At 57.7% G+C, this 16,193-nt stretch carries 15 protein-coding genes; 8 read left to right on the forward strand and 7 right to left on the reverse strand.

Annotated features, from left to right (window positions below; all coding sequences use genetic code 11):
* The 4 genes from CMG77_RS14180 to CMG77_RS14195 form a co-directional block, all read left to right on the forward strand.
* A partial coding sequence (locus CMG77_RS14180; protein WP_286904921.1) for a GGDEF domain-containing protein occupies positions 1 to 465 on the forward strand: 465 nt, incomplete at its 5' end.
* 102 nt (positions 466 to 567) lie between these two features.
* Positions 568 to 834 carry a hypothetical protein gene (locus CMG77_RS14185; RefSeq protein ID WP_286876286.1) on the forward strand — a complete coding sequence of 89 codons (267 nt, stop codon included), beginning with the start codon at positions 568 to 570 and terminating at the stop codon, positions 832 to 834.
* Positions 835 to 987: 153 nt separating this feature from the next.
* Positions 988 to 2,469, forward strand: a complete 1,482-nt coding sequence (locus CMG77_RS14190) for an amidohydrolase family protein (protein ID WP_286806452.1) — start codon at positions 988 to 990, stop codon at positions 2,467 to 2,469.
* 109 nt (positions 2,470 to 2,578) lie between these two features.
* Positions 2,579 to 2,968, forward strand: coding sequence for a Dabb family protein (locus tag CMG77_RS14195; RefSeq protein WP_286806454.1), 390 nt, complete (start codon positions 2,579 to 2,581; stop codon positions 2,966 to 2,968).
* Positions 2,969 to 3,046: 78 nt separating this feature from the next.
* Here CMG77_RS14195 and CMG77_RS14200 read toward each other — a convergent pair whose 3' ends face one another.
* Positions 3,047 to 3,277, reverse strand: a complete 231-nt coding sequence (locus CMG77_RS14200) for a hypothetical protein (protein WP_286806456.1) — start codon at positions 3,275 to 3,277, stop codon at positions 3,047 to 3,049.
* Positions 3,278 to 3,309: 32 nt separating this feature from the next.
* Here CMG77_RS14200 and CMG77_RS14205 point away from each other — a divergent pair, with 32 nt between their 5' ends.
* Entirely contained in the window at positions 3,310 to 4,461 is a 1,152-nt protein-coding gene (locus CMG77_RS14205; protein WP_286806457.1) for a glycoside hydrolase family 88/105 protein, read from the forward strand.
* Between the two features lie 33 nt (positions 4,462 to 4,494).
* Here the strand turns inward: CMG77_RS14205 and CMG77_RS14210 are convergent, their stop codons facing one another.
* Complete coding sequence (locus tag CMG77_RS14210; RefSeq protein WP_286806458.1) at positions 4,495 to 4,878, reverse strand: PKD domain-containing protein; 384 nt, start codon at positions 4,876 to 4,878, stop codon at positions 4,495 to 4,497.
* Positions 4,879 to 5,122: 244 nt separating this feature from the next.
* Here CMG77_RS14210 and CMG77_RS14215 point away from each other — a divergent pair, with 244 nt between their 5' ends.
* The gene (locus CMG77_RS14215) at positions 5,123 to 5,314 is read left to right on the forward strand and encodes a hypothetical protein (protein ID WP_286806459.1); all 192 of its coding nucleotides are present in this window, start codon (positions 5,123 to 5,125) and stop codon (positions 5,312 to 5,314) included.
* 60 nt (positions 5,315 to 5,374) lie between these two features.
* The gene (locus CMG77_RS14220; RefSeq protein WP_286806460.1) at positions 5,375 to 6,547 is read left to right on the forward strand and encodes a helix-turn-helix domain-containing protein; all 1,173 of its coding nucleotides are present in this window, start codon (positions 5,375 to 5,377) and stop codon (positions 6,545 to 6,547) included.
* A 70-nt stretch (positions 6,548 to 6,617) separates the two neighbouring features.
* Here the strand turns inward: CMG77_RS14220 and CMG77_RS14225 are convergent, their stop codons facing one another.
* The 4 genes from CMG77_RS14225 to CMG77_RS14240 all read right to left on the reverse strand — a co-directional run bounded on the left by CMG77_RS14225 (position 6,618) and on the right by CMG77_RS14240 (position 12,327).
* Positions 6,618 to 8,234, reverse strand: coding sequence for a hypothetical protein (locus CMG77_RS14225; RefSeq protein ID WP_286806461.1), 1,617 nt, complete (start codon positions 8,232 to 8,234; stop codon positions 6,618 to 6,620).
* Positions 8,235 to 8,616: 382 nt separating this feature from the next.
* Positions 8,617 to 10,098: a glycerol kinase GlpK gene (gene glpK / locus CMG77_RS14230; protein WP_286876284.1), complete on the reverse strand. Its 1,482-nt coding sequence runs from the start codon at positions 10,096 to 10,098 to the stop codon at positions 8,617 to 8,619.
* A gap of 74 nt (positions 10,099 to 10,172) precedes the next feature.
* A complete protein-coding gene (gene gabT, locus CMG77_RS14235) occupies positions 10,173 to 11,450 on the reverse strand; it encodes a 4-aminobutyrate--2-oxoglutarate transaminase (protein ID WP_123639069.1) in 1,278 nt (425 codons plus the stop codon).
* Between the two features lie 37 nt (positions 11,451 to 11,487).
* Positions 11,488 to 12,327, reverse strand: a complete 840-nt coding sequence (locus tag CMG77_RS14240; protein WP_286806464.1) for a CLCA_X family protein — start codon at positions 12,325 to 12,327, stop codon at positions 11,488 to 11,490.
* Between the two features lie 94 nt (positions 12,328 to 12,421).
* Between CMG77_RS14240 and CMG77_RS14245 the strand changes: the two genes are divergently transcribed.
* Positions 12,422 to 13,474, forward strand: coding sequence for an NAD(P)-dependent alcohol dehydrogenase (locus CMG77_RS14245; RefSeq protein WP_286904924.1), 1,053 nt, complete (start codon positions 12,422 to 12,424; stop codon positions 13,472 to 13,474).
* Between the two features lie 41 nt (positions 13,475 to 13,515).
* On the opposite strand, the gene CMG77_RS14250 is transcribed toward CMG77_RS14245, so the two are convergent.
* On the reverse strand, positions 13,516 to 15,345 hold the full coding sequence (locus CMG77_RS14250) for an SLC13 family permease (protein WP_286904925.1): 1,830 nt from the start codon (positions 15,343 to 15,345) through the stop codon (positions 13,516 to 13,518).
* Positions 15,346 to 16,193 lie beyond the last annotated feature (848 nt).

Below are 16,193 nucleotides of genomic sequence, written 5' to 3' on the forward strand. Positions count from 1 at the left end.
CACCTGCGTCTCCTATGGTGGATGTCAGGTACGGGATTGTGTCACTCAACCGGCCAAGATAGTTGTCGCGGACCGGCCACCGTAATTGTCGCCGAACACCACTTCAAGGACGTCAATGATACCTGGGGCCACACCTGTGGTGATCGAGTGTTGACCAAAGTCGCCGACGTTTGCCGACACTCATTGCGCCCCACCGACATCATTGGCCGCTTCGGAGGCGAGGAATTTGTGGTGGCGCTGCCGAACACTGATTCAATCAATGCGCAAGCCGTGGCAGAGCGGTTGAAGGAGAATGTCGCCGCACTGATACTCGAGGGGGAGATGAGCGATCTTCGCCTGAGCGTCACCATTGGTATAGCGGTCGCCAACGCCGACGATGATCTGGATGCGCTGATTACCCGGGCGGATAACATGCTCTATGTGGGTAAGCGCGATGGTAGGAATCAGGTCGTGATGTTAAATTAAGGTGGCTTATTGAGAGACTTCGAGGTTTTGAAATGTACTTCAAACGCTCCGGAGCTTACATTGATTGCCTGCATATATCGGCCATTATCAAGGAGAAAGTCGTTGAGGATTTTAGTCGTTTTTTTGGTATCGGTTTTGGCCACTGGCTGTTCTACCTCCACCAGCAGAATGCACGAAGAGCGAGCAGCGGCGGAACAAAGCCGGGCCTATCGGATTGGCCAACAGGCAGGCACGCCTGACAACATCCAGGCTATGCGCTCGGCTCAGAAGAGCGCCCAATCCCACCGGGATCAGGCACAGGAGACGGACGGCTGGTCGATGTTTGAGTTTCTGTTCGAGATGATTGAATTTATTGGCGACAGAACGTGACCCCTGGAGCTATCGCCCCCAGCATGGCGCCCCTCCAGTCACCCACCCGCTTGAAAACCACTCTCCGCCCGCCTATACCTTCTAGTTACCACCCGTTCCTTCCGGCCCCACCACGGGCAAGTTGTTCCTAATTCCTGAAATCAGGAGCCAACCATGAAATTTGTTCACGATCCCGAGGGCACACGCCTGCCCATCAAGCTGGACAGCACCAGTAATGGAGAGTATGTGCCTATCCCGCTGGACAAGACGAGCAAGCTGGCCAACCGCATGGCGCACGAGGCCACCTCTGCCAACGCACACCGGCTGGGTGTCAGCCGACGGGAGCTGCTGGTGTCCGCCTGCGGCGCGGCGACCACCCTGTTGGCGTTCAATGCGGCTCAGGCGGCGGCCGGGCGTGGGGCTGGTTTTTATTCCCTGGCGTCTGAAGCCGGGCTTGATAAGTATGCCGCCGCCGAGGCGCTGGAAGGGGATGAATTCATCTTCGATGTGCAGGGTCATTTCGTGAATCCCACTGGGGCCTGGCTGGACAAGATACCGGAGGATGCTCGACCCCTGTCCGGCATGGAACAGGCCGGCTGCGCCCTGGCCACCGGCAAGGAGGACCGCTCTTATCTGCAGTGCCTGGGCCCGGATGCGTTTATCCAGGATGTGTTCATGGATTCCGACACCGACCTGATGGTGCTTTCCTTCGTGCCCTCGAAGCGGGACGAGGAGCCACTCACCATTGAGGAAGCGTCCGCCGCGCGATCGATTGTCAATCAGATGAAAGACAACCGTCACCGCCTGTTTCTGCACGGGCGGGTCAATCCGAATCAGGACGGCGACCTGGAGGACATGGACCGACTGAAGGAGGAATTCGGCGTGGTCGCCTGGAAGACCTATACCCAGTGGGGACCGGACGGCAAGGGCTACTGGCTGGATGATGACGACACCGGTATTCCCTTTCTGGAGAAAGCGCGCAAGCTGGGCGTGAAGATCATCGTCATTCACAAGGGCATTCCTTTCGGACCCCAGTCCTATGAGCACTCCCTCTGCGACGACATTGGCCGGGTCGCCAAGCGCTATCCCGATCTGAAGTTTCTGGTCTATCACTCAGGGTTTGTGCCCGGGCAGGCCGAGGGGCCCTATGATCCTAGCCGGAACGAAGGCGTCGACTCCCTGATCAAGACGGTGGTCGAGAACGACCTTGGCCGACACTCCAATGTTTACGCGGAACTGGGGTCAACTTGGCGGTTTCTGATGCGCGACCCCGACTCCGCCGCGCATACTCTGGGCAAGTTGATCAAATACCTGGGGGAGGACAATGTGCTCTGGGGCACCGACTCTATCTGGTACGGCTCGCCCCAGGACCAGATTCAGGCGTTCCGGACTTTCCAGATTGCCGAAGCAGTACGGGAAAAACACGGCTACCAGGGGCTGACACCAGAGATCAAGCGCAAGATCTTTGGCCTCAATGCCCTCGTGCCCTACGAGATTGACGAGTCACTGATCCGCCAGCTGGTCGGCAAAGACAACATCTCTCTGGCCCGAGCCCACTACCGCGAGCACCCGGATCCCCACTACCGCACCAATGGTCCCAAGACGCGTCGCGAATTTCTGAACCTGATGCGGTGGAGTGGTGGCCGGGCTACCTGATGGGCTTGCGTGGCTTCGCCTGGGATGTCATCATTAATTTATATGATAAATTGGCAGATCTACCTTAGGTCTGGCCAGAAATGATGCCCCCAACAAAAAGGTCAACACCATGACAAAGAACGTCCGGATTCTCGCTTTCGCCATTTTCTCCACGCTGGCCGCGGTGAGCACAGCTCATGCCACCGAGGACCCAGTGCGGCATATTGTTGCCTTCAAATATAAAGAAGGGGCAGCCGAGAGTGATATCAATCAGGTAACCAATGCCTTCCGCGCTTTACAGAACGAAATTCCCGGAATCGCCTCCTATGAAGACGGCGTCAATAACAGTCCGGAAGGCTTGAACAAAGGGTTCACCCACGTTTATGTTGTCACCTTCGACGACGCAGAAGCCAGAGACGAGTACCTGCCGCACCCAGAGCACAAAAAGTTTGTGGCGCTGATGGAGGAGCTCGACATCCTGGAGGATGTATTTGTGATCGATTATTCAATCAAAGAGTGAATAATTATTACCTTTGCCAAAGAACATCTTCAAGCGCCAGCGTAGCGTTATTCAAGCCGCGAACCTGAAGGGAGGTAGCTATCTCTTCAGTTCGCGCTGAATTTCCTCTAGCTGATCCGCAATTCTCGCCTGCTCACGAGCGCTTTTGCGTAAAGCTCGCACTGCCATTACTACGGCAACAGCAAGCCCTACAATTGAACCCAACTTAATCAACAGAGCGACGATGGCGAGCGCACCAGGTGTACCAATCATTATTTGCGTCCTTTTTGTAATACAATTAAGATGAGCGTAATCAATATAATCAGACATTACAACCACTGATCAACCAGAATGGATATCGCATGAACACACTCCTACATCGCAATCGGCTGATTGTACTCGTCGTACTGTTTTTCCTTAACGCTTGCACCACCGGCAGCAACCAGTCTACCCATGCGCTACCGGACGCCGAGGTCGTACGGGAACAACTGACCCGCGCCAATGATTACTGGCAGTCAGAGCATCCGGAACCCGGCTGGGCTTTCTGGGAACACGCGGCTTACCACACCGGCAACATGGAAGCCTATTTCGTAACGGGCGACCAGGACTACCTTGATTATTCCCTGCGCTGGGGCGAGCGAAACGAGTGGATGGGCGCGAAATCAAACCAGCCTTCAGAGTGGAAATACAGCTACGGGGAAACCGACGAGTTTGTACTATTTGGTGATTGGCAGATCTGCTTTCAGACCTATATCGACCTTTATGAAATCACCGGAGATCGCGAAAAAATTGCGCGGGCGCTGGAGGTGATGGAATACCAGATGGCCACCGATGCGGATGACTACTGGTGGTGGGCCGATGGCCTGTACATGGTGATGCCGGTCATGACCAAGCTCTATCAGGTCACTGGCGACGACCTGTACCTTGAAAAGCTGCACGAATACTACACCTACGCCAAAAGCATCATGTACGACGAAGAAACCGGCCTGTTCTTTCGCGATGCCAAGTACGTTTACCCTGAGCATAAGAGCCTGAATGGTCACAAGGATTTCTGGGCCCGGGGCGATGGCTGGATCTTTGCCGGTCTGGCCAAGGTGCTGGCGGACCTGCCCGAGGACCATAGGCATCGGGATGAATACCTGGCGGATTATCAGAAAATGGCCGCCACCCTGGCCGATGCGCAGCAGCCCGGTGGCTACTGGACGCGCAGCCTGCTCGACCCGGAGCACGCTCCCGGGTATGAAACCAGCGGCACGGCCTTTTTTACCTACGGCTACCTGTGGGGCATAAACAATGGCCTACTCGATCGAAATACTTACTTGCCTGTCGCCCTGAACGCGTGGCAGTACCTGAGCGAAACAGCGCTGCAGGGGAGTGGCAAGATCGGCTATATTCAGCCCATTGGTGAGCGAGCCATACCCGGCCAGGTTGTCGACGCCGAATCCACTGCCAATTTTGGCGTGGGCGCCTTTCTGTTGGCCGCCTCTGAGATGTATCTATTACTAGAAAGGTGAGCGCTCCAAGTGGGCGAATCAGTCCTGACTCGTTTACCGGAGGTGGCCTCTGGCCAGCTGACGTGAAATATCGTCGTCCAGCGGCTCCGGTATGGACAGCACAGTCTCCGAATGGGCGCTGGCTTGGCCTCGGTTGATCGTCAGCGTCACGGTATACTCACCGGGCTCACTGTAGGTGTGATAGATATAGGGTTCGGTGCCATCGCTGTTATACACAGCGCCATCGCCCATATCCCAGCGGTAGCCTTGGGCGGTATGATCTTCGGGCGGCAAACACGACACCAGCCCGCTGACGGCCGGATTGATCAGGCAATCAAATTGATCGCCCGACACGCTTCCGTCACTTTGGGGCGATCCGGCGTAGACCAGGGCGGGGACGGCCAACAGGCAAAGGCACAGACGGACTATTATTGGCATGGTGCATTCCTCCTGAGGAACGTGACGGGCAAGCCAAAACGCACGGCAGCTTCGTCAATGCTAGTTAAAAACACGATGCAATATCGTGATGAGCTCCACAGAAACTGTGCGGAACCTTCACCTTATGCGCTCTACCAATAAATTGTGCACAATGCGGGTGAAAAATCGGTGAGTTTTATCCAGCAACGAACAGACCGAGAGGAAATGCTTTGTGATATCCATCAGGCTTTTCAAGATCGCCGGGATGACCTTGCTTGCGCTGGGCCTTGCAGACTGCACCTTCACCGAGCGCGGCGTGTATGACGGTATTCGCCAGGGGCAGATCAACGAGTGCAATCAGATGCCGAGTGGGCAACGAGAGCGCTGCCTGTCCGAGATTACCGGAGAGTATGAGGAGTACCGCCGTCAGCGGGAGATGATCGAGGACGAGCAATAGACCGATAACTTATAGTACAATAGACCAGATTCGACCAAAAACTCATAAAATGACTCGACCATGCTGACGTTTTACCGGCGATCCATGGCAGCCTTTCTGGTGCTGCTGGCGGCCACTGCGACAATCATCTATAGCGGCTATGCCAAGTCGCAACTGAATACCTCACTCTTCCCAGCCGATGACGACGGGTACCTGTGGGCACCGGCGATAGAACCCCGCAACCCCACTGGAGACACCTGGCTATCGATCAAGAGTAAGGCTGGCACACTTGACTACGAGTTTATGCTGGATCCTGAGGAGTCATTTCCGTACACCCATTTCTCCCTGTACTTCATCAAGCCGGAGCAGGCCCATCACATGGTGGATCTGACCGGTTATCACAGCATCTCGTTCCGCGTGCTGTGCGCGCCGCGCAACGTCCTGCTGTTTGCGTTGTTCAGCTATGACGACCAGGTCACCGATCCGCTTCACCAAGATACCCGACGAGTCTCGTCCACCGCATTTTCCTGCGATAACCGCTGGGAAACCGTAACCCTGGAACTGAAAGAGCTGATCACGCCTGACTGGTGGCTGGATCGCTATGGTCTTGAGCTTAGCGAGCGAGGTTACCGCCAGGACAAAACCATGGGTCTGGCATTCATCAACTCCCTACAAAGTCCTGTCGATGTTCTGTCTCAGGTCCGCATCGACGAGCTGAACCTGATTGGCAGCCGGCCCGGTTATCTATACGCCAGTGTGGGCGTCAGCCTGGCCCTGTGGGCGCTCTTCCTCGCATGGGTAACCCGCGCGTACATCTCGGTAAAAACCGCCGTCTTGAAAGAAAAAATAAAGCGGGATCAACCTCTGATTGCCTACAAGAAGCTCTCCATCGAACCTCAGAAAGACAAAGACAAAAGTGCCCTTCTGCGGCATATCGCCACGGAGTACGCCAACTCCGAGCTGACACTGGACTCCACCGCCGTAACACTTGGCATCAACCGCACCAAGGTCAACGAAATTCTGAAAGAAGAGTTGGGCCTGACCTTTACCGCTTACCTGAAGCGGCTTCGATTGACCGAGGCTGCACGCCTGTTGTCAGAGAACTCTGGCGCCAACATTTCCCAAGTGGCGTACTGCGTGGGTTATAACAACGTCTCCTATTTCAACAAGTTGTTCAAAGAAGAGTACGGCTGCCCACCCAAAACCTTTCAGAGCCTGTGTCGCCCCAAAAATCCCGAGGAGAGGCCAGATTAGCATCACCTATCTTCATGGCAACTGCTTTCTTCCTGGCCGCTTCAGAGACGCACCCACTAAAGATTAAACCTTAACTGCCGCCTTGTAACCGCCAGATTTGAAAAGACGATGGAGCATCGCCTACCAGAACGCCGCAGTGCATCCAGTATACGGAGTCGCCACGTCTTGTCGGAAAATTATGAATCGCCTGACAGGCATAGTCGGTGCCACCGACGAGATAACAAAGCTCACCTGTCGTCGAGTTCTGACAGCGCCACACCGAATCCGGATCTTGAGTGCTCGAGGTAAGCAGGCGACCATCGCTCGCACTGTAGCGGTAAGCCCAACCCGAGCTCATTCGGACCGGCGCGTAATTGGGAATCATGATTCGACGACTAGCGTCCACATCAACGTCATACGCACCTGCGAGGTAACGGACAAAGTTGGTCTGCTCGTCGGGGTTGTCCGTAGCACTATAGACTATGGCTTGCCGGTCATTGGCGATCGACCAATCAAAACTTCCCGTTTCATCCGTCCCTGCCCTCGGGATACGATAGTCAGCCGTGCCATCTTCACGGTAAGTCAGCAAGCTGTAGTCGCCCCGGTTATGCACACCCTGGCGATTAAACTCGTAGAATCTTTCAGAGATCAACTTGGGATAAAACCCGTTCACTTCTGTTCGCACAAAGTATTGAGTCTCGGTAGCATATCGCCCCTCACCTCGGTACGTAAGACAACTTCCTTTGGCACGGTGCACCGTTCCCGACAATATCTTGCATGTATCTGTAAAGGAGTCTGTGCTGATTTCAAGTACATTACCATTCAGAGACCAGGTAATTTCCTCGGCGTGGCGCTGGTTGCAGATCGCAGATGCTCGGGCGTAATTTGCCACCCATGAGTCGGCATCACCACTCCCCTCAGCACAATCGGAAAACTCTTCCATCAAACCAGAACCATCCGCATCGAAGCGAACTCGAGCTGCCCACTCTCCGAATGAGTTGGTGTGTATATCCCAAGACCATTGATCCGCTCCAGAGTACTCTATAAAAGTCTCCGGTACCGCCAACAATTCCAGACTGATATCGAAATGAGCTAGTGCGTCTTCTCTGGAAACCAGGGTAAGGCTGGTACCAGTCTCTCCTTCAAACTCATTCAATGCGGACTGCAGCTGTGCATCAAAATTGACGTCATCCAGCTCCACTGCGCTCAGAAATTGCTCCAGACCGAAGTCTCCCAGCATTTGAGCCTCCAGTAAACGGATGCCATTACTTGGGTCACTGTCAGAGTCCAGGGTCTGAAGCAGGCGAAGCAGGTTTACTGTGGTGACATCTGACGGTGCTTCATCCCTACTGACGCCCCGCAATTCAGCCGGGGTAACAACACTGTCAGCCTCATTCAAAGTTACTGTTCCCAACGACATTCCCGCATATGAGAATGCTACCGGCTCATGGGGAATAAACCGGAATCGACCGCTGCTGTCCGTAAAACCAAAAACTTCTCCTGCTTCATACCTCAGCCCTTCAACGGCGGCGTCTATCAAATACCCAAACTCAGTATTGATATCGACCGGATCCTCGGGTTCGTCTTCACCGCCGTTATTCCCGCCGAGATCATTACCACCTCCTCCACTGCTTCCGCCACAAGAGACCAGAAAAAACATCAGGGATGACAATAGTATGAGCAGCAAAGCGTTGAACGAGGAGCGCATGACATTTTCCTTTGGCCAATTCCAGGAGATCAACAGTGATTTTAGATTCTGGCACCTCAATCTTTTATTGTCCAATATTTCCACAGTCAAACGCCCAGACAAGAGTCGATCACTTGCCGTTACGCGCGAGAGATTTAATTATTCATATAAAAAATGCCACCAATCATAACGTAATGGCATTAGCCCCTCGATGGCAACGCCGGGTTTCTTTACACGCGGAACAGGCCGGCTAATAACCCGACCATCACTCGAGGGAACCCAACGCTCATGTGGATCGGCACCTCATCACGGTTTTGAACTGGCTAGCAGTTTTCGTACTCGCTTAATAAGATTCCACAAAATGAGTATTTCGGCGCATTTTCGAGACGGAACCTGAGTCGACTCACCCGTTCCGCGCACGCTCGATGGCTGCCTGCCAGCCTTTGAGCATTGCATCACGCTCCTGATCGCCCAGTTGGGGTTCGCAGCGTCGGTCCAGGGTCCAGTGCTGAGCCAGATCGTTCAGATCCCCGAACAGGCCGAGCTGTAACCCGGCCAGACGAGCGGCCCCGAGCGCCGTGGTTTCGATGATGTCCGGACGCTCCACCGGAACGTGCACAATGTCGGCCAGAGCCTGTAGCAGCCAATTATTGGCTACCATGCCGCCGTCCACCCGCAGGGTTTCGGGCCGCTCACCGGCATCGTCTTCCATGGCTTTGAACAGATCCCGGGTCTGATAACACACCGCTTCCAGTGCCGCGCGTGCCAGCTCGGCGCGGCCACTGTCGCGGGTCAGGCCGCAGATCAACGCGCGGGCGTCCGGCTCCCAGTGCGGCGCCCCCAGCCCGGTGAAAGCCGGCACCAGATACACACCCCGGTTGGAACTCAGGCTCTCCGCCAGGGCTTCAGTTTCCTCGGCGCTTTGGATAATGCCCAATTTATCTCTCAGCCACTGCACCGCCGCACCGGCAACAAAAATCGCGCCTTCCAGCGCGTATACGGGCTTGCCGTCAAACCGGTAGGCGATGGTGGTCAGCAGCCGATGTTGGGACAGGCGCGGGGTCTCACCAATGTTCATCAGGGCGAAACAACCGGTACCGTAGGTGCTCTTGATCATCCCCGGCTCGAAGCAGGCCTGGCCGACCACCGCCGCCTGTTGGTCGCCTGCCACCCCGGCAATGGGTAACTCCACCCCATCGAGCCCCTCCAGCGCGGTTCCGAAGTCGGCGGCGCAATCGAGCACCTCGGGCAACATGGCCTCGGGAATGCCGAACCGCTCCAACAGCACCGGGTCCCAACACTGGTCGTTGATGTTGTAGAGCAGGGTACGGGAGGCGTTGGTGGCATCGGTAGCGTGGACTTTGCCGCCGGTAAACTTCCAGATCAGCCAGGTATCCATGGTGCCGAACAGCAGGTCACCGCGCTCGGCTTTGGCGCGGGCATCTTCCACGTTATCCAGAATCCAGGCGATTTTGGTGGCGGAGAAATAGGGATCAAGTAGCAGCCCGGTGCGCGCTCGGGTGTCATCCTCCAGCCCATCGCGGGCGAGCCTGCGACAGTGATCAGCGGTGCGGCGGTCCTGCCAGACAATGGCGGGATAGGTCGGCGTACCCGTGGTTTTATCCCACACCACGGTGGTTTCCCGTTGATTGGTGATACCAATGCCCAGCACGCGCTGATCGCCGGAGAGTTGGTCGAGCGCGTCGCGGCAGACCTGAGTGGTGACCTTCCAGATTTCTTCCGGATTGTGCTCCACCCAGCCGTCGTCGGGGAAGTGCTGGGAAAATTCCTGCTGGGCCTTGGCCACCATGCGCCCATCCGGGGCGAACACAATGGCGCGGCTGCTGGTAGTGCCCTGGTCAATGGCAAGGATCAGATCAGACATAGTCGCTCCCGGGTCTATGCAAGTGCACTAAGCATAGCACTCCGGGAGCGGGGGTTTGGGGAAAACCCCGGTCTTTAGGCAGAGAGCTCCGCCAGTGCCGATTCCACAATCGCCAATCCCTCTTCCAGCACCTCATCTTCAATGGTGACCGGCATCAGGAAGCGGATGGCATTGCCGTGCATACCGCAGCTGAGCAAAATCAGGCCCTTCTCCTTGGTCTTCTTCAGCAGCTCCGCCGCCAGATCCGGACGGGGCTTGCGGCTCTCTTTGCTGTCCACCAGCTCAAAAGCGGCCATGGCGCCCAGGTTACGGCCGTTGTCCACATTCGGGAACTTCTGCTCCCACTGCGCGAAACGGGCGGCAAGAGTGTCGCCCAACCGCTGACTTTTACCCAGAATGTCTTCCTTTTCGAAAACATCGAATACCGCCATTACCGCGGCGCAGGCCAGGGGGTTACCGGTGTAGGTGCCGCCGAGGGAGTTGGGGCCGGAGCTGTCCATGATGGTGTCGGTACCGACCACGGCGGAAATGGGCATGCCATCGGCCATGCTCTTGGCCATGGTCATCATGTCCGGCTCCACACCGCTGTGTTCGATGGCAAACAGTTTGCCGGTGCGACCAAAACCGCTCTGCACCTCGTCCACCACCAACAGGATGCCGTGCTCATCACAGATCTTGCGCACGGCTTTCAGGAAACTCGGTGGTGCCGCGTAAAAACCGCCCTCACCAAGCACCGGCTCGATAAAGATCGCCGCCGTCTGTTCGGGACTGGAATCGGTTTTCAGAGTCATTTCCAGGCCGCGCAGCGCCTGCTCTTCGCTCATGCCGTGGTACGGCACCGGGAAAGGTGCGCGGAATACCATGCCCGGCATAGGACCGAAGTCGCCCTGATAGGGATTGACCTTGCCGTTCATGGCCATGGTCATGAATGTGCGGCCGTGATAGCCACCATCAAAGCAGATCACGTTGGTGCGACCAGTAGCCGCCCGGGCAATTTTGACGGCGTTTTCCAGCGCTTCGGCGCCGGAGTTGGCCAGCATCACTTTGGCGTGGCCCCGTACCGGGGTGTGTTCACTCAGCTTCTGCGCAACGTTCACGTAGCCTTCATATGGCATCACGGTCTGACAGGTGTGCATCAGTTTGTCCAACTGGCCTTTGACCGCATCCACCACGGCCGGGTGGCGGTGGCCAATGTTGAGCACACCGATACCGCCCGCAAAGTCGATAAAGCGTTTGCCATCGGCATCCCACAGTTCCGCATTCAGTGCATGGTCGGCAAAGTTCGGATTGGGGCTGGCCGCGCCGGCCGCCACATAGCGTTCTTTCAGTTCATTCAGCGATTTGTTGTTCACGTTTCCGTCTCCTTTGGCGCTGGGTCAGCGCGTGATGTTATGCCTCGGCAGACTGGTAGAGCGCCTGCCCAAGATGGGTGAAATAGTCCTGAAACGCGGCGTTTACCCGCGCGCGTTGCTGGCCTTGAGGGTAGAGCCCCAACCGGGCCTCATCGGTCTGCCGGGTGCCCGTGACCAGGAAGCTGTTTTTGATCGGTGCGTCCTGCACGTAAGCCTCAAACGCCCGGGCACAAAGCTCTTCGGGCAGCGCGTAATACACCGTTCCCATTCGCTTGTCCTGCTCGGCAGAGCGCTCGAACAGCTCGCTGGGAGCGGTGCCAGCTTCATTCAATAGCACAGTGTGGTAACAGTTACGCAACCGGTCGTTCAACGGATGACTGAGCCCGGCGGCATTCGCCAGCCAGGCCTTGGACCCGAAGCTCGCACCCGGAACCGGCGCAAACGCCTTGTCGCAAATATAGTGGTCAAAGGCGTGAAACCATTCGTGGGCAATGCTGCCCGGCCCGGCGTTCTTGGCCAGGGCAAAGGTGTGGGTCGCGGGCTCATAGTGAGCCGCCACGCCCCGCTGACCGCCCTGCCCGTATTGCAGCGCCAGGGTGCCACGCAGCGAAATCAGCCCTTCCGGCCCTTTGAGTATAGCCATCAAATCGCACAGAGCGTCGTAAAACAGCCCGGCCGCGCGCTGTTTCTCCGCCTCGGTGACCCACCGACCCAGGCTGATTGATCGAAACCCGAACCGGCGACGAATATCCAGGAAGGTGGGTTCATCAGCCGCGCCGTCATTGGCCCGCGACTGAGGGCCGCAGCGGTGAAAACGACGCTGTAAGAAGCCTGAATTGGCTTGAGAGCGAGCCTGACGCTCGTGAGGAGGTGTCATAAACCTTGTAATACCGCAAAACAGGTCCCTAGTATGGCGCCATCAATCAGGTAACACCACCCCATTCACACAATTCACCACCCGGAGATGATGTATGACGGAAGCCAAAGCCTACGCCGCTCAGTCCGAAACCTCGGGCATGACCCCTTTTGACTTTCAGCGGCGCGAGCTGCGTCCGGACGACGTACGAATCGATATTGACTACTGTGGCGTTTGCCACACCGACATCCACTTCGCCGAGAACGATTGGGGCGCGAGCATTTACCCCGTAGTGCCCGGCCACGAAATCATTGGGCGGGTGACCGCAGTGGGCGATCAAGTCACTGGCTTCAAGGTGGGCGATGCCGTGGGTGTCGGCTGCATGGTGGATTCCTGCCGCACGTGCACCGCCTGCAACGCGGGTCTGGAGCAATACTGTCAGGAAGGCATGGTGGGCACTTACAACGGTAAAGACCGACACGATGGCAGCGTGACCTACGGAGGCTACTCAGACCACGTGGTGGTCAGTGACCGCTTTGTGCTGCCCCTGCCGGAAGCGCTGGACCCCGCCGCAGCCGCCCCGATTCTGTGCGCGGGCATTACCACTTACTCGCCTCTGAAGCACTTTGGTGTCAAGGCCGGAGACAAAGTGGGCGTGCTCGGCATGGGAGGCCTGGGGCATATGGGCGTCAAATTTGCCAAAGCGCTGGGCGCCGAAGTGACCATTTTCACCCGCTCCGAGAGCAAGGTCGGCGAGGCCAAACAACAGGGGGCCGACCATGTGGTGGTATCCACGGACGAGCAACAGATGGCGGCGGCTGAAGGGCAGTATGACTTTCTTCTGGACACCATTCCGGTGCAGCACGACCTGACACCCTATCTTAACTGCCTGGGCGTGGATGGCACCCACGTGCTGGTGGGGCAGATCGACACCATCGAGCCGAGCATCCACACCGGCGCCCTGATCGGCAAACGCCGGACCCTGGCCGGCTCAATCATCGGCGGTATCCCGGAAACCCAGGAGGTGCTGGATTTCTGCGCCGAGCACAACATCACCTGCGATGTGGAAATGATCAACATTCAGGACATCAACACCGCCTATGAACGCATGAAAAAAGGCGATGTGAAGTACCGGTTTGTGATCGACATGAAAAGCCTGAAGGGCTGATGCACCAACGCTCCGGGTATGGACTTATGGCTTGAGGGTCATCACAGTGGCCATACCCAGAGCAGCAGCGGCGTGCCCACCAGTACCACAATGATTTCCATGGGGAGGCCCAGCCGCCAATAATCCCCGAAGCGGAAACCACCCGGCCCGAGAATCAGGGTGTTGTTCTGGTGGCCGATGGGGGTCAGAAAGGAGCAGGAGGCACCGATTGCCACTGCCATCAGCAGGGTATCGGGGTTGACGCTGAGCACGGCGGCACTGCTGATAGCGATCTGGCACATGACCGCCGCTGTAGCCGCATTGTTCATGAAATCGGACAGGGTCATGGTGATGACCATCAACAGCACCACCGCCACGATGGCATTGCCGCCGGCGACATTTTCCAACAGGATTTGTGCCAGTAAATCCGCCGCGCCGGTCGAGGCCATGACCCCGGCAACCGGAATCATGGCGGCCAGCAACACGATCACCGGCCAGTCGATAGCCTCGTACATCGAACGCATCGGCAGAACACCGCTGACCATAAAGCCAAGCACCCCGGCGGCAAAGGCCACCGCCGCGGGCACCCAGCCAATGGCCGCGGCCAGAATGGCCAGCCCCATGATGCTCACCCCCAGGGCGGCCTTGCCTTTATCGGGAACACCAATGGAGCGCTCGGCCAACGGAATACAACCAAATTCCCTGCCAAAGGCACTGATCGCATCGCTTGAGCCCTGCAGCAACAACACGTCCCCGGCCCTGACCCGAATGGAGCGCAGNCGCTTGACCGAGCGCTTNCCCTGACGGGAAACGGCCAACAGNTTGATNCCAAAGCGGGTCCGCAGCCGGATGTCGCTGGCACTGCGCCCGAGCAACGTTGAACCGGGCAATGCGGCCCANTCCTGGAGNGCACTGCCACTGTCGTCCCCNGACTCTTTCTCACTCTCNTCNTCNTCGGACGTCGGCGCTGAGGCTTGCTCCGNCTCATCGTCTGANTCGGTCTCNACGTCCTCTTCCAGCGCCAGGCCCAGNCTGGAGAGCACCGCNGACAGCGCCTCNGGCTCCGCCTCGAGAACCAGGATATCCCCGGCCCGCAGCACGCGGGCCGGATTGGGCGCCTGGACTCTCAGGTCATTGCGCACCAGCCCGANGATCTGNGCTTCATCNTTATCGAGCAGCGCCTCGGCCTCGCGCAGCGGTTTACCGACCACCTTGTTCTTCTCAGTGACCCGCACTTCGGTGAGGTAATGGCCGGTCTCAAAACTNTCGACCCCCGCCGGCTCGCGCCGGGGCACAAGCCGCCAGCCGATGACGGTGATAAACACAACACCGGTCAGTGCGACCAGGGCCCCGACCGGGCTGTAATCGAACATGCGAAACGGCTCACCACTGAGATCAGCGCGGAAGCCGGACACAATCAGGTTGGGNGGTGTCCCGATCAGGGTGGTCATCCCCCCCAATATGGTGCCGAACGCCAGCGGCATCAGTACCACGCCAGGGGGGACCTCCTGCTTGCGGGCCAGTTGAATCGCTACCGGCATCAATAGCGCGAGCGCCCCGACATTATTCATAAAGGCCGACAGAAACGCGCCCAGGGCTGTCAGCATGGCGGCGCCAATGGCCAGGCCCGCATTTTTGGGCAAGAGCTTTTGGGCAAGTACATCTATCGCACCGGTGGACTGCAATCCACGGCTCAGAACCAGTACACAGGCAACCGTAATCACCGCACCGTGGCCAAAGCCGGCAAACGCGTCCTGCCCCGGAATCAACCCGGTGAACACACAGGCCAGCAAGGCCGCCAGAGCCACCATGTCATGCCGCCAGCGTCCCCACAGGAACAGGCCAATACTGGCGGCCAGGATTGAGAGAATCAGCGTTTGATCCAGGGTCATTGAGACGCTACTCCGTGGGCTCCAGGCGCAGGTTATCGAGATAGATCCAGCGGGGCTCGGTCACCCCTGAGGTAAAGAGTAGCAGACGGATCATCCGGGCCAGATTCATCCTGCGGGTTTCTGGCGCCGAGGCAATGTCCTCCAGCGGAATGCGGTAGTGGTTCCAGCCGGGAGCGACCTCCAGCCGGCCGTTGTACCGATCCGAAAACAGTCCTTCATTGCGATCNTGGGTGGCGTCATTGATCCGCAGGGTCATGCGCAGCGTGTCATCGCCGGGGTTGAAAATGGACAGGCTTAGCGCCTGATAACCGCGCCAATCATCCACCAGCCGGCTAAGATGCGTGCCCGCGTAGGGGTTCTTGTCGGTACTGATCAGTCGCACCGCCAGACTGTACTCCCCCTGGGCCACGGNTTGGCGGACACGCTGTACATCGCCCTCCCAGAAAGGCACATCCCAGCGGGATTCAAAATCACCGAGAACCGGAAACTGGCGATGCTGCCGGTACTCGGCCAGGCCAAGCACCAGCACCGACTGCAATTGCCAGAGCACCAACACNGTGGCGATAACCCGACCGGACCAGACCCAGCGGGTCGCCGGCTGGCCCCAGAANAGNCCCATCCAGGTACCGACCACGTTCAGGAGAATATCCNNCCNACTCGCCTGCCGATCCACCAGAGTCTGNAGGCCCTCGATCAGNGCGCTCAGCACCACGACCACCANNGTNANNGCCAGCCATTGATGGGGCGCCCGCAGCGGCCANCGCCCCTGCCACCAGAACATCAGGCAGGCGAAGAACACCCAGTGCCCCTGNTCCCANGCTTCCCGNATGACNGGCGCGGAGAGCCAG

Source organism: Marinimicrobium sp. (assembly GCF_002695945.1).
In the GTDB taxonomy this organism is placed as follows: Bacteria; Pseudomonadota; Gammaproteobacteria; order Pseudomonadales; family Cellvibrionaceae; genus Marinimicrobium; species Marinimicrobium koreense.